The organism is Paenibacillus jilunlii (assembly GCF_900102965.1).
In the GTDB taxonomy this organism is placed as follows: domain Bacteria; phylum Bacillota; class Bacilli; order Paenibacillales; family Paenibacillaceae; genus Paenibacillus_AQ; species Paenibacillus_AQ jilunlii.
In genome coordinates this window covers 15,411-36,684 of sequence record NZ_FNGM01000028.1, presented here as the reverse complement: position 1 = coordinate 36,684, position 21,274 = coordinate 15,411, and the positions used below count along the sequence as shown (strand labels likewise).

The 21,274-nt window shown below is 49.0% G+C and carries 20 protein-coding genes and 1 other annotated feature; all 20 genes read right to left on the bottom strand.

Going from position 1 to position 21,274, the window contains the following annotated elements; all coding sequences use genetic code 11:
• Positions 1–87: 87 nt before the first annotated feature.
• Positions 88–2,166, bottom strand: coding sequence for an elongation factor G (fusA, locus tag BLQ82_RS28765; protein ID WP_062520336.1), 2,079 nt, complete (start codon positions 2,164–2,166; stop codon positions 88–90).
• 48 nt (positions 2,167–2,214) lie between these two features.
• Positions 2,215–2,685 (bottom strand): 30S ribosomal protein S7, encoded by a 471-nt coding sequence (gene rpsG, locus BLQ82_RS28760; RefSeq protein ID WP_020427074.1) that lies wholly within the window; start codon positions 2,683–2,685, stop codon positions 2,215–2,217.
• Between the two features lie 45 nt (positions 2,686–2,730).
• Positions 2,731–3,150 (bottom strand): 30S ribosomal protein S12, encoded by a 420-nt coding sequence (rpsL, locus tag BLQ82_RS28755; protein WP_020427075.1) that lies wholly within the window; start codon positions 3,148–3,150, stop codon positions 2,731–2,733.
• Positions 3,151–3,283: 133 nt separating this feature from the next.
• Positions 3,284–3,535, bottom strand: coding sequence for a ribosomal L7Ae/L30e/S12e/Gadd45 family protein (locus tag BLQ82_RS28750; RefSeq protein WP_020427076.1), 252 nt, complete (start codon positions 3,533–3,535; stop codon positions 3,284–3,286).
• Between the two features lie 182 nt (positions 3,536–3,717).
• On the bottom strand, positions 3,718–7,329 hold the full coding sequence (rpoC, locus tag BLQ82_RS28745; RefSeq protein WP_062520334.1) for a DNA-directed RNA polymerase subunit beta': 3,612 nt from the start codon (positions 7,327–7,329) through the stop codon (positions 3,718–3,720).
• Positions 7,330–7,439: 110 nt separating this feature from the next.
• Positions 7,440–10,985, bottom strand: a complete 3,546-nt coding sequence (rpoB, locus tag BLQ82_RS28740; protein WP_039832596.1) for a DNA-directed RNA polymerase subunit beta — start codon at positions 10,983–10,985, stop codon at positions 7,440–7,442.
• 424 nt (positions 10,986–11,409) lie between these two features.
• Positions 11,410–12,006, bottom strand: a complete 597-nt coding sequence (locus BLQ82_RS28735) for a class I SAM-dependent methyltransferase (protein ID WP_062520332.1) — start codon at positions 12,004–12,006, stop codon at positions 11,410–11,412.
• Between the two features lie 139 nt (positions 12,007–12,145).
• Positions 12,146–12,508, bottom strand: a complete 363-nt coding sequence (rplL, locus tag BLQ82_RS28730; protein WP_062520330.1) for a 50S ribosomal protein L7/L12 — start codon at positions 12,506–12,508, stop codon at positions 12,146–12,148.
• Between the two features lie 65 nt (positions 12,509–12,573).
• Entirely contained in the window at positions 12,574–13,077 is a 504-nt protein-coding gene (gene rplJ, locus BLQ82_RS28725; protein WP_062520328.1) for a 50S ribosomal protein L10, read from the bottom strand.
• Positions 13,078–13,141: 64 nt separating this feature from the next.
• Positions 13,142–13,295: a sequence feature (ribosomal protein L10 leader region), on the bottom strand.
• 68 nt (positions 13,296–13,363) lie between these two features.
• On the bottom strand, positions 13,364–14,056 hold the full coding sequence (gene rplA / locus BLQ82_RS28720) for a 50S ribosomal protein L1 (protein WP_020427082.1): 693 nt from the start codon (positions 14,054–14,056) through the stop codon (positions 13,364–13,366).
• Positions 14,057–14,137: 81 nt separating this feature from the next.
• Positions 14,138–14,563, bottom strand: a complete 426-nt coding sequence (rplK, locus tag BLQ82_RS28715; RefSeq protein ID WP_020427083.1) for a 50S ribosomal protein L11 — start codon at positions 14,561–14,563, stop codon at positions 14,138–14,140.
• A gap of 75 nt (positions 14,564–14,638) precedes the next feature.
• The gene (gene nusG, locus BLQ82_RS28710) at positions 14,639–15,172 is read right to left on the bottom strand and encodes a transcription termination/antitermination protein NusG (protein ID WP_020427084.1); all 534 of its coding nucleotides are present in this window, start codon (positions 15,170–15,172) and stop codon (positions 14,639–14,641) included.
• 21 nt (positions 15,173–15,193) lie between these two features.
• Positions 15,194–15,385: a preprotein translocase subunit SecE gene (gene secE / locus BLQ82_RS28705; RefSeq protein WP_020427085.1), complete on the bottom strand. Its 192-nt coding sequence runs from the start codon at positions 15,383–15,385 to the stop codon at positions 15,194–15,196.
• Between the two features lie 20 nt (positions 15,386–15,405).
• On the bottom strand, positions 15,406–15,555 hold the full coding sequence (gene rpmG, locus BLQ82_RS28700) for a 50S ribosomal protein L33 (RefSeq protein WP_074086515.1): 150 nt from the start codon (positions 15,553–15,555) through the stop codon (positions 15,406–15,408).
• 483 nt (positions 15,556–16,038) lie between these two features.
• The gene (sigH, locus tag BLQ82_RS28695) at positions 16,039–16,683 is read right to left on the bottom strand and encodes an RNA polymerase sporulation sigma factor SigH (RefSeq protein ID WP_019908203.1); all 645 of its coding nucleotides are present in this window, start codon (positions 16,681–16,683) and stop codon (positions 16,039–16,041) included.
• A 163-nt stretch (positions 16,684–16,846) separates the two neighbouring features.
• Positions 16,847–17,368 (bottom strand): NYN domain-containing protein, encoded by a 522-nt coding sequence (locus BLQ82_RS28690; RefSeq protein WP_062520327.1) that lies wholly within the window; start codon positions 17,366–17,368, stop codon positions 16,847–16,849.
• A gap of 2 nt (positions 17,369–17,370) precedes the next feature.
• Complete coding sequence (gene rlmB, locus BLQ82_RS28685) at positions 17,371–18,132, bottom strand: 23S rRNA (guanosine(2251)-2'-O)-methyltransferase RlmB (RefSeq protein WP_025706601.1); 762 nt, start codon at positions 18,130–18,132, stop codon at positions 17,371–17,373.
• Between the two features lie 41 nt (positions 18,133–18,173).
• Entirely contained in the window at positions 18,174–18,611 is a 438-nt protein-coding gene (locus BLQ82_RS28680; RefSeq protein ID WP_062520325.1) for a Mini-ribonuclease 3, read from the bottom strand.
• Complete coding sequence (cysS, locus tag BLQ82_RS28675) at positions 18,608–20,014, bottom strand: cysteine--tRNA ligase (RefSeq protein ID WP_062520323.1); 1,407 nt, start codon at positions 20,012–20,014, stop codon at positions 18,608–18,610. Before cysS ends, BLQ82_RS28680 begins: the two co-directional genes overlap by 4 nt.
• A gap of 57 nt (positions 20,015–20,071) precedes the next feature.
• Entirely contained in the window at positions 20,072–20,764 is a 693-nt protein-coding gene (gene cysE, locus BLQ82_RS28670; RefSeq protein ID WP_020427091.1) for a serine O-acetyltransferase, read from the bottom strand.
• Positions 20,765–21,274 lie beyond the last annotated feature (510 nt).

The window sequence follows — 21,274 nt, the reverse complement described above, 5'->3', positions numbered from 1 at the left end:
TGGGGTTCCTTATATTTGAGCCGCCCGCCTACATGCAATTCTTAGATGACTGAGTTTAATATCCGGACGGCAAGTTAAAAAATGCGATTACTCTGCGCCTTTGTTCTTGGAGACGATTTCTTCAGCGATAGTCTTAGGCACTTCTTCGTAGTGAGAAAGCTCCATCGAGAATACGCCGCGTCCTTGAGTACCGGAACGGAGTGTTGTGGAATAACCGAACATTTCGGAAAGAGGCACCTTCGCACGGATAATCTGCGCACCACCACGGGAATCCATACCTTCGATTCTGCCGCGACGGGAGTTCAGCATACCCATTACATCGCCCATGTATTCTTCAGGAACAGTTACTTCCACTTTCATGATTGGCTCAAGCAGGACAGGCTTACACTTGTCTTTGGCTGCTTTGAGTGCCATCGAGCCGGCGATTTTGAACGCCATTTCGTTGGAGTCAACATCATGGTAGGAACCATCTACGATGGTAGCCTTAACGTCTACAAGCGGGAAGCCTGCGAGAACGCCGTTTTTCATCTGCTCTTCAATACCGGCAAGTGCAGGAGCGATGTATTCTCTAGGAACGGAACCACCGACAACTTTACTTTCGAATTGGCTGCCAGTACCTGGTTCGAGAGGTTCGAATTCAACCCATACGTGACCGTACTGACCGCGACCGCCGGATTGGCGAACGAATTTACCTTCGACGCGTGCTGGTGCTTTGAATGTTTCACGGTAAGCAACCTGTGGTTTACCCACGTTGGTTTCTACCTTGAATTCGCGGCGCATGCGGTCGATGATGATGTCAAGGTGAAGCTCACCCATACCTGCCAGGATGGTTTGGCCAGTTTCTTCATCAGTATGCGCACGAAGAGTTGGATCCTCTTCAGTCAGCTTACCTAGAGCAACGCCCAATTTATCTTGGTCAGCTTTGGTTTTTGGCTCAACTGCGATTTCGATAACCGGATCAGGGAAGTTCATGGATTCCAGGATAACCGGATGTTTCTCATCGCAAAGTGTATCACCGGTACTTGTGTCCTTCAGACCAACGGCTGCCGCGATATCACCAGCGTAAACGATGGAGATTTCTTGGCGGCTGTTCGCATGCATCTGCAGGATACGGCCGATGCGCTCACGTTTGTTCTTAGTAGCGTTAACTACGTAAGAACCGGATTCCAGGATACCGGAGTATACACGGAAGAACGTAAGTTTACCAACATAAGGGTCTGTCATGATTTTAAATGCCAGTGCTGAGAATGGTTCTTCATCCGAAGAGTGGCGAACCGCTTCAGTACCGTCATCCAGATGACCTTGAATAGCAGGTACATCCAGAGGAGATGGCAAGTAATCAACAACAGCGTCCATCATCAGCTGAACACCTTTGTTGCGGTAGGAGGATCCGACAATTACAGGGAAGATCTTAACCTCACATACGCCTTTGCGCAGTGCAGCCTTGATTTCATCAACTGTAATTTCTTCGCCTTCCAGGTACTTCATAGTCAGATCTTCGTCGAGTTCTGCAACCTTCTCGATCAGCTCGAGACGGCGCTCCTCAACTTGTTCCAGATATTCTGCCGGAATGTCCGTAACTTCGATGTTTTGTCCCAGGTCATCTTTGAAGATGTGAGCTTTCTGCTCAACCAGGTCAATAATACCAACGAAGTCGTTTTCGGCACCAATTGGCAGCTGAATTGCAACTGCATTGGCTTGCAAGCGATCACGCATGCTTTCTACAACGTTAAGGAAGTCCGCGCCGATGATATCCATTTTGTTGACATATGCGATACGGGGAACACCATACCGGTCAGCCTGTCTCCATACAGTTTCAGACTGAGGCTCAACGCCCTCTTTCGCACTGAAAACGCCTACTGCCCCATCCAATACACGAAGGGAACGTTCAACTTCAACAGTGAAGTCAACGTGTCCCGGAGTATCAATGATATTGATGCGGTGACCTTTCCACGAAGCGGTTGTAGCGGCAGAAGTAATGGTGATTCCGCGCTCTTGTTCTTGTTCCATCCAGTCCATTGTAGCAGCACCCTCGTGAACTTCACCGATCTTGTGCGTACGGCCTGTATAGAATAGAATCCGCTCAGTGGTAGTAGTCTTACCAGCATCAATATGTGCCATGATCCCGATATTACGTGTATTTTTCAAGGAGAACTCTCTTGCCATGAAATGGGTCTCCCTTCAAAATATAAGTTATTTGAACGGCTTTAGATCCTACCAGCGGTAGTGAGCAAACGCTTTGTTCGCTTCAGCCATTTTGTGCGTATCTTCGCGTTTCTTAACGGAAGCGCCTGTGTTGTTGGAAGCGTCGATGATCTCAGCCGCCAAACGCTCTTCCATAGTCTTCTCACCGCGGTTGCGTGAGTAGTTCACGAGCCAACGTAATCCCAGAGCAGTACGTCTCTCAGGTTTAACTTCGATAGGCACTTGGTAGTTAGCACCGCCGACACGACGAGCTTTAACTTCCAATACCGGCATGATATTCTTGATGGCAGCTTCGAAAACTTCCATCGGCTCTTTGCCAGTACGTTCTTGGATCAATTTAAACGAATTGTACAGAATGCTTTGAGCGACACCTCTTTTACCACCCAGCATAATACGGTTGATCAAACGGGTAACCAACTTGCTATTATACAATGGATCTGGCAATACATCTCTCTTAGTAACTGGACCTTTGCGTGGCATGGATATCCCCCTTTCTTAAATGTTTATTATTCAGGTCTTATAATCTTATTTCTTAGCCTTAGGACGTTTCGCACCGTATTTGGAGCGAGCCTGCATCCGGTTAGCTACACCTGCAGTATCAAGAGCGCCACGTACGATGTGGTAACGAACTCCCGCAAGGTCCTTAACTTTACCTCCGCGCAGCAATACTACACTGTGCTCTTGAAGGTTATGTCCGATCCCCGGAATGTAAGCAGTCACCTCAAGACGGTTCGTCAAACGAACACGGGCATACTTACGAAGTGCGGAGTTTGGTTTACGTGGTGTCATTGTACCTACACGAGTGCATACACCGCGTTTTTGCGGAGCGCTCAAGTTTGTAGCCTCACGCTTCAGGGCGTTGAACCCTTTTTGCAGAGCGGGAGATTTGGACTTTTCGATTTTGGCTTGACGGCCTTTACGAACCAATTGATTAATAGTTGGCATGTTGTGCCACCCCCTTCCTGAAATGATAATCCATTTACGAACATTAAGTCCACAGACCCAGGTGGTTCATAAAAAGACAAATGAAAAGTTCTTGCCTCCGGAGTGTACCCCCGGTACAAAAACAATTTCCTTGCTATTGTTTTAAGACGGCTGCCATAGCAGCACCAACTTCTATACCGCAGGCTTTGCCCAAGTTCAGCATGGTGTCCACATAAGTGATCTTCACGCCCTGTTTGTTGCAAAGCATAACAATTCTGGAAGTAAGCCGTTGATCTCCGTCCTCCGCCACATAGACTTCTGCGGCTTGGCCCAACTCTACCGCCTTGACGGTTTGTTTGGTACCGATCTTGACCTGAGCATCCTGCAATCCCATATCATCAGTCATAATAAAATATTACCTCCAATGAATAAGAATAGCGCGGCTACTCACGCACCTTAGACATATTAGCATTATCATCCGATGATGTCAAGAAAATCAGTAATAATTTTATTGAAAATCACAGCAGTCAGCCGCGCCACGATCCCATAGAGAACCGTGACGCGATTAAACTGCTTATGGTGACTCCATTATTCAGCAGGTACAGTCTCTAAGTCTTCCAGCATGTTTTCTTCATTCGGATCGCTCAGTTTGACATTGCGGTAACGGTTCATACCCGTACCGGCAGGAATCAGCTTACCAATCAGAACGTTTTCTTTCAGGCCGAGAAGTTTATCCACTTTTCCTTTGATTGCAGCATCTGTCAGGACACGAGTCGTTTCCTGGAAGGACGCCGCAGACAGGAAGGAATCTGTCTCAAGAGAAGCTTTGGTAATCCCGAGCAGCACTGGCTTAGCGACTGCCGGCTCTTTACCGGTAAGAATGGCTTCCTTGTTGGCAGCTTCATATTCATGGATATCCGAGAAAGCGCCTGGCAACAGATTAGTATCGCCAGCTTCGATGATGCGGATTTTGCGCAGCATCTGCTTAATCATAACTTCAATGTGCTTATCATTGATTTCTACGCCTTGGTTACGATATACACGCTGCACTTCCTGCAGAATGTAGTTCTGTACCCCGCGGATCCCTTTGATGCGCAGCATTTCTTTTGGATCGATCGAACCGTCTGTCAGCTCATCCCCAGCTTCAATCTCCTGGCCTTCACTGACACGCAGACGGGAACCATAGGTGATAGAGTAGGTCTTGGATTCTGCTTCACCTTGAACCTCAATTTCGCGGCGGTCCTTGGTTTCACGGATTTCCTTGATTACCCCGTCAATTTCACTGATTGTCGCCTGTCCTTTAGGGTTACGGGCTTCAAACAGCTCTTGAATACGCGGCAAACCTTGCGTGATGTCATCACCGGCAACACCACCGGTATGGAACGTACGCATGGTAAGCTGGGTTCCCGGCTCACCGATGGATTGAGCGGCGATAATCCCTACGGCCTCACCGATATCCACATGTTTGCCTGTTGCCAGATTGCGTCCGTAGCATTTTTTGCAGACTCCGTGACGGGCACGGCAGCTCAGCACGGAACGAATTTGCAGCTTGGTTACCCCGGCATTCACAATTTCCTCAGCCTTGTCGGAGTCAATCAGATCGTTGCGGTTAACGATGATTTCCTTCGTTTCCGGATGACGGACGGTTTCAAAGGAGTAACGTCCTTCAATACGGTCGTACAGATCCTCAATAACTTCCTTGCCATCCTGAATACGGCTGACAGTGAAGCCTTTGTCTGTGCCGCAGTCATCTTCACGGACGATAACATCTTGTGCCACGTCAACGAGACGGCGGGTCAGGTAACCAGAGTCCGCTGTACGCAGCGCTGTATCCGCCAGACCTTTACGCGCTCCGTGAGTGGAGATGAAGTACTCGAGGACTGTAAGGCCTTCACGGAAATTCGCCTTAATCGGCAATTCAAAAATCCGTCCTGACGGCGTAGCCATCAGACCGCGCATACCGCCCAGCTGTGTAATCTGCGATTTGTTACCGCGCGCCTTGGAGTCAACCATGAGCATGATGGAGTTGAACCGGTCCATCGATTTCAGCAGGATGTTCGTCAGATCATCCTTAGTCTTCGACCAGATTTCAATAACCCGGTCATAACGCTCATCATTGGTAATCAGACCACGGCGGTACTGGTTCGCAACCACATCAACCTTGGCTTCCGACTCTTTAAGAATGGTTACCTTTTCTTCAGGCACAATAACATCCGATACGGCTACTGTTACACCGGAACGAGTGGAGTACGTGAAGCCGAGTTGCTTGATTTTATCCAAAATCATGGATGTCTTAGTGGTATGGTAAATTTCAAAGCAGCGGGCAATAATCAGACCCAAATACTCTTTACCAACGGCACTTGCGTCCGGCAGGCTCATGATCAGTTCGCGGATATCCGCGCCCTTCTCATAGATGAAGTACTTCTCTGGCGTGCCTTGCAGCAGATTGGTCTTAGTTGCTTCGTTGATATACGGGAAGCTGCTCGGATAGATTTCATTGAAGATAATCTTACCGATCGTCGTAACGAGCATTGCGTTCTGCTGGGCTTCGGTGAAGCATGTTTTACCGAGAGCTTTAGCAGGAATAGCTACACGTGCATGCAGGCCTGCGGTTCCACGCTGGTAAGCCGATACGGCTTCGTTCACCGTGCGCAGAATCATACCGGTCCCTTTTTCTTCCTTGTTGTCCATGGTCAAATAGAATGTACCAAGGACCATATCCTGGGAAGGGGTAACAACCGGTTTGCCGTCCTTAGGGTTCAGGATGTTGCCCGATGCCAGCATTAGAATACGAGCTTCAGCCTGAGCTTCCGCTGACAGAGGTACGTGCACCGCCATCTGGTCACCGTCAAAGTCGGCATTGTAAGCCGTACATACGAGCGGGTGCAGACGAATGGCATGGCCTTCAACCAGGATCGGTTCAAATGCCTGAATCCCCAGTCTGTGAAGCGTAGGTGCGCGGTTCAGCAGAACCGGATGCTCCTTAATAACGTCTTCAAGCACATCCCAGACTTCAGGGCTTACACGTTCAACTTTACGTTTGGCGCTCTTGATGTTGTGGGCAAGCCCCTTGTTCACGAGTTCTTTCATGACGAACGGTTTGAACAATTCAAGCGCCATTTTTTTCGGCAGACCGCACTGGTACATTTTGAGATACGGTCCTACAACGATAACGGAACGGCCGGAATAGTCAACGCGTTTACCGAGCAAGTTCTGGCGGAAACGTCCCTGCTTACCTTTCAGCATGTGGCTGAGCGATTTGAGCGGACGGTTACCAGGCCCTGTTACAGGCCGGCCACGGCGGCCGTTGTCAATCAATGCATCCACAGCTTCTTGAAGCATACGTTTCTCGTTCTGCACGATAATATCAGGTGCACCGAGATCGAGCAGTCTCTTCAGACGGTTGTTCCGGTTAATTACACGACGATACAGATCATTAAGGTCAGACGTAGCAAAACGTCCGCCATCGAGTTGAACCATTGGACGAAGCTCTGGAGGAATAACCGGAAGCACATCCATGATCATCCAGTCAGGCTTGTTGCCGGAGTTGCGGAAAGCCTCGATTACTTCCAGGCGTTTGATCGCCCGGTTGCGGCGTTGGCCCTGAGCTGTACGCAGCTCTTCTTTGAGGAACTCCAGTTCTTTATCGATATCGATATCCTGAAGGAGCTTCTTAACGGCCTCGGCACCCATGCCGGCTTGGAATCCGTAGCCATATTTTTCACGGTAGCTGCGGTATTCTTTCTCGGACAGAAGCTGTTTCTTCTCCAGCGGTGTTTCACCTGGATCAGTTACAACATAAGATGCAAAGTAGATGATCTCTTCAAGCGATCTCGGGGACATGTCGAGGGCAAGGCCCATACGGCTAGGAATCCCTTTGAAATACCAGATATGAGAGACAGGTGCTGCCAGTTCGATGTGACCCATGCGTTCACGGCGAACCTTGGCACGCGTTACTTCAACGCCGCAACGGTCGCACACAACGCCTTTGTAACGTACACGTTTGTACTTGCCGCAATGACATTCCCAGTCCTTTTGCGGTCCGAAAATGCGCTCGCAGAACAAGCCCTCTTTTTCCGGTTTCAAGGTACGATAGTTAATGGTTTCCGGTTTTTTTACTTCTCCGCGGGACCAAGAGCGAATTTTTTCCGGAGAAGCAAGCCCGATCTTCATAAATTCAAAACTGTTAATGTCCAACAAGGAGCAACCCTCCTTAATCTATATCCTGATTTATTACCGCATAGGCCCTCTCTTGACGGTTAGGTCAACAGAGGGCACGGTTCAATTACATGAAATTAATCTTTATCTGACTACTCTATTCCGACTTCCGCGCCTTCCAAGTTAAGGCTCAGCTTGTCGCCTGACGTCTCGTCCTCATCGTCCAGTTCTTTCATCTCAATCTCCTGCTCATCGCCGCTGAGGATTTTGACATCCATACCAAGCGACTGCAGTTCCTTGATCAATACTTTGAACGCTTCAGGCACGCCAGGTTCCGGCAGGTTCTCACCTTTGACGATGGATTCATACGTCTTCACACGGCCAACCACGTCATCGGATTTCACCGTCAAGATTTCCTGCAGTGTATAAGCAGCGCCGTAAGCTTCAAGTGCCCAAACTTCCATTTCCCCGAAACGCTGTCCACCAAACTGTGCTTTACCGCCGAGAGGCTGCTGGGTAACGAGTGAGTAAGGACCTGTGGAACGGGCATGAATCTTATCATCAACCATGTGCGCCAGCTTGATCATGTGCATGACACCGACAGTTACTTCACGCTCGAAGCGTTCGCCTGTACGTCCGTCGTACAGCACAGTCTTACCATTGCGCTGCATGCCGGCTTCTTCCATCGTATCAAAGACGTCATACTCGCGTGCACCGTCAAATACCGGAGTAGCTACATGAATGCCCAGACGAAGGGCAGCCATACCAAGATGGACCTCCAGCACCTGTCCGATGTTCATACGGGAAGGAACGCCCAGCGGGTTCAGTACTACTTGTACCGGCGTACCATCCGGCAGGAATGGCATATCTTCTTCAGGAAGAATACGGGCAACGACACCCTTGTTACCGTGACGTCCGGCCATTTTATCACCCTCAGAGATTTTACGCTTCTGGGCGATGTAGACACGAACCAGCTGATTCACACCCGGAGGCAGCTCATCGCCGTTCTCACGTGTGAATACTTTGACGTCAACGATAATACCGTCACTACCATGCGGAACACGCAGGGAAGTATCACGAACTTCACGTGCTTTTTCCCCGAAGATTGCATGGAGCAGACGTTCCTCGGCAGTTAACTCAGTTACACCCTTAGGAGTTACTTTACCTACAAGGATATCACCGGCATTGATTTCCGCACCAATGCGGATGATGCCGCGTTCGTCCAAATTGCGCAGCGCTTCTTCGCCGACATTTGGAATGTCACGGGTGATTTCTTCTGGTCCCAGCTTCGTGTCACGAGCTTCGGATTCGTATTCTTCGATATGGATCGAAGTGTATACATCTTCTTTCACCAGCTTTTCACTCAGCAGGATCGCATCCTCGTAGTTGTAACCTTCCCAAGTCATGAACGCAACAACTACGTTGCGGCCCAAGGCCAATTCGCCCATTTCAGTGGAAGGACCATCCGCAAGAATGTCGCCCTTCTTCACAATGTCGCCTCTTTTGGCAAGCGGACGTTGATTTATGCAAGTCCCTTGGTTCGAACGCATAAATTTGTGTAATTTATACTTAACGATATCACCTTTGACTTCTTTGCCTTCAACCATCTCAACCCGGCGCAGCCAGATCTCATTGGCAGAAGAGCGTTCAATAATACCGTCATATTTGGAGACAATACATACACCGGAGTCCTTAGCGGACTTATGCTCCATTCCCGTACCGACAAGCGGAGCCTTCGGAATCAGAAGCGGAACGGCTTGGCGCTGCATGTTAGATCCCATCAGTGCGCGGTTGGAGTCATCGTTCTCCAGGAACGGAATGAGCGCCGTAGCGACCGATACAACCTGTTTTGGCGAAACGTCCATGTAGTCTACACGGTTACTAGGCATAGTCGTGATGTTGTCTGAATCCTTGTTGTAACGGACGATAACCATATCTTCCTTAAAGGTTCCATCTTCATCAATTTGTACGTTTGCCTGCGCAACTACATAGTTATCTTCTTCATCGGCGGTCAGATAATCGATATGTTCCGTTACCTTGCCAGTCTTCGGATCCACCCAACGGTACGGAGCTTCGATAAAGCCGTATTCATTGATGCGGGCAAAGGTGGACAAGGAGTTAATCAGACCAATGTTCGGACCTTCCGGTGTTTCGATTGGACACATCCGGCCGTAGTGACTGTGATGAACGTCCCGAACTTCAAAGCCCGCGCGTTCACGAGTCAGACCGCCGGGTCCGAGTGCAGACAGACGACGCTTATGCGTAAGTTCTGCCAGCGGGTTCGTCTGGTCCATAAACTGCGACAGCTGCGAACTGCCGAAGAACTCTTTAATGGACGCGATAACCGGACGAATATTGATCAGGGCCTGCGGAGTAATTGCATTCGCATCCTGAATCGACATTCTCTCACGCACTACGCGCTCCATACGGGACAGACCGATACGGAATTGGTTCTGCAGCAGTTCACCTACGGAACGCAGACGGCGGTTCCCCAAGTGGTCAATATCATCCGTGTTGCCGATACCGTGCAGCAGATTAATAAAGTAGCTGATTGAGGATATAATATCAGCCTGGGTAATATGCTTAACGGATTTGTCGATATTGCCGTTGGCAATCAGCTTGATAACCCGGCCTTCCTCGATCGGCGAGAATACATCGATCGTTTGCAGGGGGATATCTTCACTGTCCAGCACTCCGCCGGTAACCCGGTAGGTCTTGGCAGCGACATCCTTCTCAAAATAAGGAATCAGCTCATCAAGAAGTCTGCGGTCAACCATTTGTCCGGATTCCGCCAGAATTTCTCCAGTGGATTCATCAACCAAAGGCTGTGCCAGACGCTGGTTAAACAACCGGTTCTTAATGTGCAGCTTCTTATTGATTTTGTAACGCCCTACATTGGCCAAGTCATAGCGTTTTGGATCGAAGAAACGTGCAACCAAAAGGCTCTTGGCATTATCCAGTGTCGGCGGTTCGCCCGGACGCAGACGCTCGTAGATTTCAATAAGCGCCTTCTCCGTGGAGTCCGTATTGTCTTTATCCAGCGTATTGCGAATATATTCATCATTACCAAGCAGTTCCAGAATTTCAGCATCACTGCCGAAACCGAGAGCACGCAGAAGCACTGTAACTGGAATTTTACGGGTCCGGTCGATACGGACATACATGATATCCTTAGCGTCGGTCTCCAGTTCAAGCCAGGCTCCGCGGTTTGGAATTACTGTGGCGGTGTAGGTTTTTTTGCCGTTCTTATCTACTTTCGTGCTGAAATAGACGCTTGGAGAGCGAACCAACTGGCTGACAATAACCCGTTCCGCACCATTGATAATAAAAGTGCCGGTCTCCGTCATCAGCGGGAAATCTCCCATGAACACTTCCTGCTCTTTGACCTCACCGGTCTCCTTATTAATGAGCCGCACCTTCACACGTAGAGGAGCCGCATATGTTACGTCCCGCTCTTTAGCGTCGTCAACCGTATACTTCGGTTCGCCTAGGCTGTAATCAATGAACTCAAGCACCAAATTCCCTGTGAAATCCTGGATTGGCGAGATGTCCTGAAACATTTCACGCAAACCTTCCTCCAAAAACCAATCATACGATTTTTGTTGGATCTCGATCAGGTTAGGGACCTCGAGTACCTCTTTAATTCTCGCATAGCTCCGCCGAGTGCGTCGACCATACTGAACAAGATGTCCTGCCAACTTTACTCACCCCTCATGTCTACTCACTTAAAAATTGATTGCGAACCCTTGTTTGGACCCGTATAATGGAACCATAACATAAGGATTCAGCCACAAATAAAGAAAAGCCCTTATCGAAATCTTCGAAAAAAGAGCGCATCTTTTCCACGGCCAAAATACTCCTTATCCGTAGATTTGCCTAAAACGTAGGTATTATACGTCACCAAGCAACAGTTTATGCGCTATTATCTATTGACCCGGCGACCTTCGCCGTGACAGGAACATAGAGAACTGAATTCGCAAAAACTTGCCGTACGGCCTGCGCTTACCGGGCGACAATAAATTACTTGACATTTCAGCAAACTAAAGACATGGAGCCTAGCTTAATACTGACATTTTATAATAATAACACTATCGACAACACATGTCAACATGTTATATATTTTTATTTCCGGGCTTTAATTATCCGATAGCCTTTATCTTTGCCCACTTCTTCTACATCCCCAAACAAACTTTCAAGCTTAGCTGCCGCCGATGGCGCTCCCTGTTTCTTCTGGATAACCACCCACAGCGTTCCGCCTTCATTCAAATGGTCATAGGCCTCTTCAAAAATCCGGTGCACCACCACCTTGCCGGCACGGATCGGAGGATTGGTTACAATCACATCAAACTTCTGTCCCTTCACTGCAGAGAGTACATCACTCTCCATAACAGTAACGTTGTGGGCCCCATTGTTCCGGGCATTCTCACGGGCAAGTTCTACCGCCCGGCTGTTGATATCAATCATCGTGACATGTCCCTTGGGCGCCAGGTAAGCTGCACTGATCCCAATAGGGCCATAACCGCAGCCCACATCAAGCACGGTTGATCCGTCCCGAATCTCCATTGCTTCAATCAGTACACGGCTGCCGTAATCAATGTCTCCCTTGGAAAAGACACCGGCGTCGCTGGTAAAGCGGAGGCTTTTTCCTCTCAGAACCGTCTCAATGGTGCGTCTGTCATGACGTACATCCGGTTGCTGCGAGTAATAATGCTGCGACATATAATCCTCCCTTTCAATTCTGCTCGTTCTATCGAGACGTAACTTATACAGCAACCCCCTTGAACAAGTTCAAGGGGGTTGCTAGAGAGCCGGGAGCAAGCACAACACCCATTCCCGGGGTCAAACCACAAGGCTTATATTACTTCACTTCTACAGCTGCGCCTGCTTCTTCCAATTTCGCTTTTACAGCTTCTGCATCTTCTTTGCTTACTTTTTCTTTGATTGGTTTTGGAGCGTTGTCTACGAGGTCTTTAGCTTCTTTCAAGCCCAGACCTGTGATTTCGCGAACGATTTTGATAACGTTGATTTTGGAAGCGCCAGCGCCTGTCAAAATTACGTCGAATTCGGATTGCTCTGCTTCTGCAGCAACTGCAGCGCCTCCGCCCATTGCTACTGGAGCTGCAGCAGTTACGCCGAACTCTTCTTCGATTGCTTTAACCAGGTCGTTCAGTTCCAATACGCTCATGCCTTTAATTTCTTCCAAGATTGTTTCTTTACTCATGATTGAACCTCCATTTTATATTATAATTTGTTTGTGTTAAAGATTATAATGCTGGAAGCAAAGGCTTACGCGCTTTGTTCTTCCTTCTCAGCGACAGCTTTAACTGCAAGCGCGAAGTTGCGCATTGGAGCTTGAAGCACGCTAAGCAGCATGGACAGCAAACCTTCGCGGGAAGGAAGCTCAGCCAGTGCTTTCAGTTGGTCCGCATCGATGACACGGCCTTCTACAACGCCGCCCTTAAGTTTCAGAGCTTCGTTCTTTTTAGCGAAATCGTTCAGAATCTTGGCTGCTACTACGGCGTCTGTTTCGCTGAAAGCGACCGCTGTAGGACCAGTCAGAACCGCATCGAGTTCAGTCAGTTCAGCCGCAGCTGTAGCGCGACGAACCAATGTGTTCTTCAGGACTTGAAAATCAACCCCGGCTTCACGAAGCTGCTTGCGCAGTTCAGTCACTTGGGAAACATTCAATCCGCGGTAGTCCGCAACAACAGTAGAAACACTGTTCTGCAGCTTGCCAGTTACAACATCAACCGCATCCTGTTTAGCTTGGATTACTTTTGCATTTGCCAATTGTATACACCTCCTGAAAATTATGTTACGACGATTTTTTCCGGGGAATGCTCGCCGTTCCTACGCAGGCATTAGAAAAGCCTCCGCAGATTCACGAAGGCTTGATAAAACGAAAGCGGTCAGGCAAGCGCCATACACTTCTTGTTTCTATCACAACACCTCGGTAGGAAATTAAGCCTTGCGGCACCTACTGTCTACGGTAAGCATATTCAAGTTCAAGAATGATCACCTTAAAGTTCACAACTGTTACAGATTATCAAAGATGACTCCAGGAGTCAACCTTTATTTATCTAAAAGCAGTAGTGTTCACACGAGCGCTTGGTCCCATAGTGGACGAAACTGCGATGCCTTTCAGGTATACACCTTTGGCAGCTGCCGGTTTCGCACGGTTAAGAGCGTCGATCAGAGCTTTAAGATTATCGTTCAATTGTTCAGCATTAAAAGACACTTTGCCGATAGGCGCGTGAATTTGGCCTGCTTTATCGAGACGGTATTCGATTTTACCGGCTTTAATTTCTTGAACAGCCTTGGTAACGTCGAAAGTAACTGTGCCGGCTTTAGGGTTAGGCATGAGGCCTTTACCACCAAGCAGACGGCCAAGCTTACCGACTTCGCTCATCATATCAGGTGTAGCTACGCAGACATCGAATTCAAACCAGCCCTGTTGGATTTTGTTGATCATATCCTGATCGCCTACATAATCCGCACCGGCAGCTTCTGCCTCTTTCGCTTTTTCACCTTTTGCAAATACAAGCACGCGTTGTGTTTTGCCTGTGCCGTGAGGCAGGACAACAACACCACGAACAGCCTGGTCTTGTTTACGCGGGTCTACACCCAGACGAACTGCTGCTTCAACGGTTTCGTCGAATTTGGCAGTTGCCGCCTTTTTCACAAGCTCTACAGCTTCTGAAGGCTCGTAAGTCGCTTCGCTGTTGATCAGCTTAGCGGATTCCTGGTACTTCTTACCATGTTTAGCCATGAAAATGTTCCTCCTTTGTGGTATTAGCGGAAATTCCTCCCACATATTGCGGTCATGCAAGACCGGTTCACCGAAAACATATTAGTCTTCGATTGTGATACCCATACTCCGGGCAGTACCTTCAACCATACGCATTGCAGCTTCGATAGAAGCAGCGTTAAGGTCAGGCATTTTGGTTTCAGCGATTTCACGAACCGCTGCGCGGCCCAGCTTCGCTACTTTTTTCTTGTTTGGTTCACCGGATCCTTTTTCTACTTTTGCAGCGATGCGAAGCAGAACGGCAGCCGGAGGAGTTTTGGTGATGAAGGTAAAGGAACGGTCTTCAAATACTGTAATTTCAACCGGGATGATCAGACCAGCCTGGTCGGCAGTACGAGCGTTGAATTCCTTACAGAATGCCATGATGTTGACACCTGCTTGACCTAACGCCGGACCTACTGGAGGCGCTGGATTCGCTTTCCCTGCAGGAATCTGCAGTTTCACCATTTTGATAACTTTTTTAGCCATGAGTGACACCTCCTTGCGTAAATAGTGGTATTCGAACGCTAGATAGCGTTCTCCCACAAGAAACCCTTGCGACTGTTATATTTTCTCCACTTGAGTGAAATCCAACTCCAGCGGGGTTTCCCGTCCAAACATGTTGACATGCACTTTGATCTTGCTCTTGTCAGCCAAAATTTCTTCCACGGAGCCCACAAAATTCGCAAACGGACCAACCATAATACGTACGGATTCCTTGATTTCGAAATCAATCTTCGCTTTAGGTTCAACCATGCCCATATGCTTCAGAATTTGTTCAACTTCTTCCGGAAGCAGAGCGGTAGGTTTGGACCCGGAACCTGTCGAACCAACAAATCCGGTAACGCCCGGCGTATTGCGGACCACATACCATGAATCATCAGTCTGAACCATTTCGACCAAAACATATCCAGGGTAAACTTTACGCATAACGGTTTTTTTCTTGCCGTCCTTGTTTACCAGTTCTTCTTCCATAGGAACAAGAACACGGAATATTTTGTCTTCCATGCCCATAGACTCAACGCGTTTTTCCAAATTGGCCTTAACCTTATTCTCATACCCGGAATAGGTATGAACAACATACCATCTTTTTTCCATATCAAGCCACCTGGGACCTCTCTAAATAATCGCTTCAATCACAGCGGAAATACCGATGTCCAGAACCCAGAAGTAAAGAGCAATCACTACAATTGTACCGAGAACGATCAATGTGTAGTTCTTCAATTCCTTACGGCTAGGCCAGCGAACTTTTTTGAGTTCACTCCAGCTCTCAGTGAAAAAGGAAAACAAAGACTTGAAACTACGTTTCACGCCGACTACACCTCCAAAGACTATCTGGTTTCGCGATGAGGAGTTTGCTCGTTACAGAACTTGCAAAATTTCTTCATCTCCAAGCGGTCGGGGTGATTTCGCTTGTTTTTGGTTGTCGCATAGTTTCTTTGTTTGCAACTTGTACAAGCCAAAGTGATAATTACCCGCATGATGTGCACCTCCCGAAGACGTCCTTCTAATCTTAAATTAGAAGACGCAAATATTGATCCTAAAAAAAGCCGCGAATTTAGGCCTACCTAAAACACTTTAGCATAATGTCAACCACTGTGTCAACGAAAGAATTCCCCCATCGCATTGGGTAATTTCAGGTGCTGTAGCCATGTAGAACGTGTTGTCTTTGGTCTTAATTTTTCACATCAACCGCTGTCTAGTAAGACCAGAATCCATAATTGCATGAACCCTTTTCAGATCCTCAAGGAGAATCTTCCGGTATCGTCTGCTGAAACGAAAGTTTTCCTTGGTTGTGCTGCGTTCGGCATGACTTATCCATCTCTACTTAACATTATGGAGCATTTGCACTGGGTGTAAACCTGCTGACAACGGGACGATTACAATTCTCTTGTCCATTCAGTTGAAAAGCACAAAACACTAAAAAAGACTCGAGTCCCGAGCCTTTCCTGTACAGTATATCATCAATTGTCACGCACTTCCAGATATCTTTCCAATTTACGTTTCACCCGCTGCAAGGCGTTGTCAATCGACTTCACATGCCGCTTCAAATCCTCTGCAATCTCCTGATAGGACCGTCCGTCCAGATAGAGCATCAGAACCTTGCGTTCCAGATCACTCAGAATCTCAGCCATCTTATCTTCCAGACCGATGAATTCCTCCTGGTTGATAATGAGCTCTTCGGGATCCAGCACCTGGGTTCCGCAAATGACATCCATCAGGGTCCGGTCAGAATCCTCATCATAGATCGGCTTGTCCAAAGAGACATAGGAATTGAGCGGAATATGCTTCTGGCGGGTAGCCGTCTTAATGGCAGTTATAATCTGGCGGGTAATACAGAGTTCAGCAAAAGCCTTGAATGAAGAAAGCTTGTCACCCTTAAAGTCACGAATTGCCTTATACAGGCCAATCATGCCTTCCTGTACAATATCTTCACGGTCTGCCCCAATCAAAAAATAGGAACGGGCCTTGGCTCGGACAAAATTACGGTACTTGTTAATCAGATGCTCCAATGCGCCACTGTCGCCACCACGGAAGATCTCGACAATTTCTTCATCACTTATGAAATCATACTCGGACAGCATTATTTCCTTGAGGTCGACACTCACCAAGAATCCCCCCGGCTGCAACGCAAGACACATCGTCACTTCGCGAAATATAGGATCAGTATATATTATGTTACCTTACACCGTCAACCGCAGATTGACCAAAAACAATCTTCAATAGCATATTATGGCATTTTATCCGAAAACGCTTCATTCTCCAGCCTTCTTACTGACGCCGCCAGTCTTCTAGACGTCTACGGGTCTCTGGCGGCAGTTTCTCTTCCAGGGAATGCCTTGTGGAGCTGATGTTTCCGGGCTCAATCACCTTTTTGACCTGCTTCTGGCTCTCTTCGATTTCAAGCCGCAGTTCCCTGGCAGACAACCGCAATGCTCCTTGAGCAAAAATGACATGCTGCTCCACAAAATCACTGGTGGCCACGTAAATCTGCCGTCTGCGGTGACTGAACTCACCGACCAGCCGCTCAATGCATTCATCGGCCGTTTCTTTTTCTTTGGTGAAAAACACCTGCACTTTTCCCTGCACAAAAGACCTTCCCAGGCCCGGCACACGGTAAGCATCGAATACGGCAATGACGCGCAGCCCGGAAAACGCCTGATAATCTGCCAGCATATCCAGCAGCCGGTCCCGCGCTCCCTGCATTCCTGAGAGTGACAATTCGGCAAGGTCAGACCAGCCGCCAATCATGTTGTATCCATCCACAAGCAGAATATCGCGCCAGTCGGCCATAACTATCCTTGCTGATGCCGGCGGCGCAGCACCTCGTACATGATGACGCCAGCAGCGACCGATGCATTTAACGAATTGATCTTACCGGCCATAGGCAGCTTCAGCAGAACATCGCATTTCTCCCGGATCAGACGGCCCATTCCTTTATTCTCGTTCCCGATTACCACCGCTACCGGACCTGTAAATATATCCGATGCATACAGATTCTGATCGGTATCCACGTCGGTGCCAACTACCCAGACTCCCAGCTCTTTGAGGCGGTCAATGGTCTGTCCAAGGTTGGTAACACGTGCAACGGGCACATATTCAACGGCTCCTGCAGAGGTTTTGGACACAGTTGCTGTGATCTGTGCAGACCGTCTCTTGGGAACAATAACTCCATGTACACCCGTGCAGTCAGCGGTACGCAGAATGGAGCCAAGATTATGGGGGTCTTCGATTTCATCCAGCAAAAGCAGAAAAGGAGGTTCTCCCTTGGCTTCTGCCGCTGCCAGGATATCCGCAACCTCTGCATACGCAAAAGGTGCCGCCTGTGCAACTACCCCTTGATGCTGTACCCCGGGTGCAAGCTGGTCCAGCTTTCTTTTGTCCACATGCTGAATCACAATTCCCGCTTTGCGCGCTTCGGCAATAATGGGTGCGGTCAGATGCTTTTGCGCCGTTTCGGCGATCCAAATCTTATTGAGTGTACGGCCGGCACGAAGCGCTTCAAGCACTGAATGCTTGCCGGCCAATACTTCCTCTTCTGTTTTCAATTCTTCCATGTTCATGCCTCCTGTTCTCTAAAATATATACCCATGCAGCCTTACTTAGGCCGATTCATCATGTATTGTATGCTGCTGTCAACAAGCTCCCGGATTCTGGCCTGCTGGCCTGTGTAATACAAATAGCCGATCAAGCATTCAAAAGCAGTGGCATGCCGGTATTCCAGAACATCCGCATTTTTGGGAATGGTCCCGGATTTGGCATTTCTTCCTTGCCGGGCGACATCCTTCTCCTCATCGGTAAGCATCGGTTCCAGGTAGGCAAGGATCGTGCTTTGCGCTTTGGCCGAGACCAGCCCTGTCGCTGTACGGTGCAAATGATTCGGGCGAAGATTCGGCAGCGAGATTAAATACTGGCGTACCGCTACCTCATAGATAGCATCTCCGGCATATGCCAGTACTAGCGGAGAGAGCAGCCGGGCCGGCTTGGAGGGCTCATAGGGAAACCAGGCACTCTCCAGATTAAATGGCCCGCTCATTTCCGCCGCCACCGCATGCCTTGAGGAGTATCCTCAAGCAGAATCCCCATGGCATTCAGTTCATCGCGGATCTCATCGGAACGTCCCCAGTTTTTATTCTTGCGCGCTTCGGCCCGTTCAGCGATCAGCTTCTCCACTTCCTCGCCGGCAACCTCTTCCTCAGTCTCCGGGGTCAGGCGCAGCACAGCATTCATCTCGGCAAAAGCCTGCAGCAGGGCCGAGAAATCTGCGGACAGTGCTTCCGGATTCGCAAGTGTATTATTCGCAAGACTTACCCAGTCAAACATGGCGGTAATAGCATCCGGAGTGTTGAAGTCATCCTGCATTCTGGCATGGAAATTGGCTGCAATCGCGGCCAAACGCTCCGTGATCTGCTCGCTTGCCCGGCCTTTGGCCCCTTCTGGATCAAGCTCAAGCCGGTGCTTTACATTGCTCTCCGCGAGAGCGATGCGCTCTGCGCTTTTTTCTGCGGACAGCATGGATTCTTCAGTGAAATTCAGCGGGTTGCGGTAGTGGGTGGAGAGCATAAAATAACGGATGGCCCCCGCTTTGAAGCGCTGGCGGATATCTTTCACCAGCAGACCGTTGCCGAGCGATTTCGACATTTTTTCGTCACCGATATTAATGAACCCGTTATGCATCCAGTAGTTGGAGAGCGGTTTGCCGGTTAATGCCTCCGTCTGGGCGCATTCGCATTCATGATGCGGGAACTGCAAATCCTGTCCGCCGCCATGAATATCAATAGTATCGCCAAGAAATTCACGGGCCATGGCCGAGCACTCAATATGCCAGCCGGGACGGCCTTCACCCCATGGGCTGTGCCAGTGGACTTCTCCAGGCTTAGCTGCCTTCCAAAGGACAAAATCCTCGGGTTTTTCTTTGCGTGAATCCACTTCCACCCGGATGCCGAACTGCAGCTCATCCAGATTCTGGCGGGACAGCTTGCCATAATCGGCAAATTTGGCTGTGCGGTAATAGACGTCGCCGCCACTCTCATAGGCATAGCCTTTATCCTCAAGCTCCTTGATGAATTCGATAATCAGCTCCATGCTCTGAGTAACGCGCGGGTTCATCGTCGCTGATTTTACGCCAAGCCCCGCAAGATCCTCCTGATAGGCAGCGATAAAAATCTCCGCAACCTCAGCTACTGTAGTCTTCATCTCCTCGGCCTTGCGGATCAGCTTGTCATCCACATCCGTGAAGTTGGTCACATAATTTACTTCGTTCCCTATTTGCTCCAGGTAGTTCCGGACCATGTCAAAAACAATCACCGGTCTGGCATTTCCGATGTGCATATAGCCATACACGGTGGGTCCGCATACGTACATCTTCACCTTTCCTGATTCCTGTGGAACAAATGTTTCCTTGCTGCGTGTCATTGTGTTATAGATTTGCAAAGCCATCCTTGATTCCAACCCTTTCTGCCTGCCCCCGGTTTCTCCTGAAGAATCCCGGTATGCTTAAATTTCGTAATCACCGATATACTGCTGGCTTTCCAGCCGGCGCTGCTCTTTTTTCTGCTTGTCTTCCGTACCGAGCTGCTCTCTGATCTCTTCGATCTCTTTTTGCAGGAAACGAAGTGAATCGACAAGCGGGTCCGGCATCTTGGTATGGTCGAGCCTGTCGGATACCCGTTCCCCGTTGCGCTTGACCACCCGCCCGGGGTTGCCCACCACCGTACTATTGCTTGGCACCTCACGGAGAACAACCGCGTTGGAGCCGATATTGCAATTATCGCCGATCTGGAACGATCCCAGTACTTTTGCACCGGAGCCAATTACAACGTTGTTGCCTACGGTCGGATGACGTTTTCCTTTTTCTTTTCCCGTTCCCCCCAGCGTAACTCCCTGATAGATAATCACATCATCACCGATTTCACAGGTCTCTCCGATTACAATACCCATTCCATGGTCAATGAATAGGCGGCTGCCGATCGTTGCCCCTGGATGAATCTCCACACCGGTCATGAACCGGCTCACCTGGGAAACGATACGCGCAAGTGTAAACCACCGCCGCTTATAAAAAGAGTGGGCTATCCGGTGTGCCCAAATCGCATGAAGTCCGGCGTAAGTGAAGACAACCTCAAACCAGCTGCGGGCTGCCGGATCGTTGTCGAATACTGCCCGAATGTCCGACTTGATATGCTTAAACATCACGGTTCCCCTCTTCTTTGGCTTCCCGCCTCCTGTTTACAGGTACGCAAGGAAGGTATTGTCTGCAGCCCACATTCCCTCTATGTGTATGCTGTGAGCCTTGTCTTACACGTACAACTCTCCCCATATTTCAACAAAAAACGCCTCTGCAGCATAAAGCTGCAGAGACGTTTAACCGCGGTTCCACTCTGCTTGGACATGGGCTATTGTACTGGTCAGCATTTCCGGCCAGCAAGCACCCTGTGTCCCTCTTGGCGTCTGTAACGGCAACGTTCCCGGCACGGTCTAACATTCCAGGCAGGAACGCTCAACCGTGCAGCTCACAGGCGCATGTTCTGCGGCAGACAAATGAATAACTTCCAGCCTGCAAAGGGGAAACCCTTAGCGGTTATTCTCTCTGGCAATTGTCTTTGTACGCATACTTTTCCTGATCCCAGCTATTATTATATTCTTCTATCTTAGCTAAAAGACAACGGACTGACAAGGGGTTATCCGCTCTGTTGTCCCTGC